Annotated in this window: 1 protein-coding gene; it reads left to right on the top strand. The window is 31.7% G+C overall.

The features are described from left to right. The first annotated feature begins 156 nt into the window (after nucleotides 1-156). Complete coding sequence (locus tag FHL06_RS14290) at nucleotides 157-762, top strand: ATP-binding cassette domain-containing protein (protein WP_153387338.1); 606 nt, start codon at nucleotides 157-159, stop codon at nucleotides 760-762. Nucleotides 763-1,012: the final 250 nt, after the last annotated feature.

Genomic DNA, 1,012 nt, shown 5'->3' with positions numbered 1-1,012 from the left:
AAGACAAATACATTACCATTAGAGATTTATTTCTTGGTTGAACAAGGTAAGGAAAATCAAGCATGGTTATGGGTGATTGTATTGGTAGCATTTGCGATAACTGTTATAGGTACAATTAATTTATTAAATAAAGATCGTTATCGGGAGGTAGATTAATTGTTACATATACATCTGACACATCAGCTTAAAGCAACACCATTAAGCATACAAATTAATGATGATAAACCAAAGATATATGCAATTAAAGGGCCTTCCGGTATTGGCAAGACGACAATATTAAATATGATAACGGGTTTAAGGCAACCTGACAACGCATTTATACAAGTGAATAAACGTATTATTTCAGATTCAGCACATGCGATTGATGTGAAAATTCAAAAAAGAAATATTGGCTATCTTTTCCAAGATTACCAACTTTTTCCTAACATGAATGTCTATCAAAATATTACTTTCATGGCACAACCTTCTGATCATATCGATAAATTGATGAAACAACTAAATATTGATCACCTAAAAGATCAATATCCTATGCGTTTATCAGGTGGAGAAGCACAACGCGTGGCTTTAGCTAGAACACTGAGTACAAAGCCAGACTTGATTCTGTTAGATGAACCATTTTCAAGTCTAGACGATTCGACTAAGCATGAAAGTATCCAACTTGTGCAACGTATCTTTGAAAAATGGCAAATTCCTATTATCTTTGTTACACATTCAAATTATGAGGCCACTTCACTAGCGCATGAAATCATCACTATTGGCTAAAATCATTTTCAAAATATAAACTTCAATACTTAAAAAACCTGTATGACGCAGATAATAGTTATACAGTTTTTTTAAAAAGTATAAGACAAATATCTATAATATGAATGTATTTTTTGAACAATTTAAATGATTATAAGCATCATTTTATTTTAGTAGAGGTGTATATATGAAGATAGAATTTTTAGGAACAGCAGGTGGGTTTCGGTCACTTTATAAGTCCCATTCGCAACATTCACAAGCAATACATAGA

Origin of the sequence: Companilactobacillus halodurans, from assembly GCF_009600985.1 — a bacterium.
GTDB classification, from domain to species: Bacteria; Bacillota; Bacilli; order Lactobacillales; family Lactobacillaceae; genus Companilactobacillus; species Companilactobacillus halodurans.
Note: the sequence above shows the minus strand (reverse complement) of the source record. Positions and strands in the feature narration are given on the sequence as shown.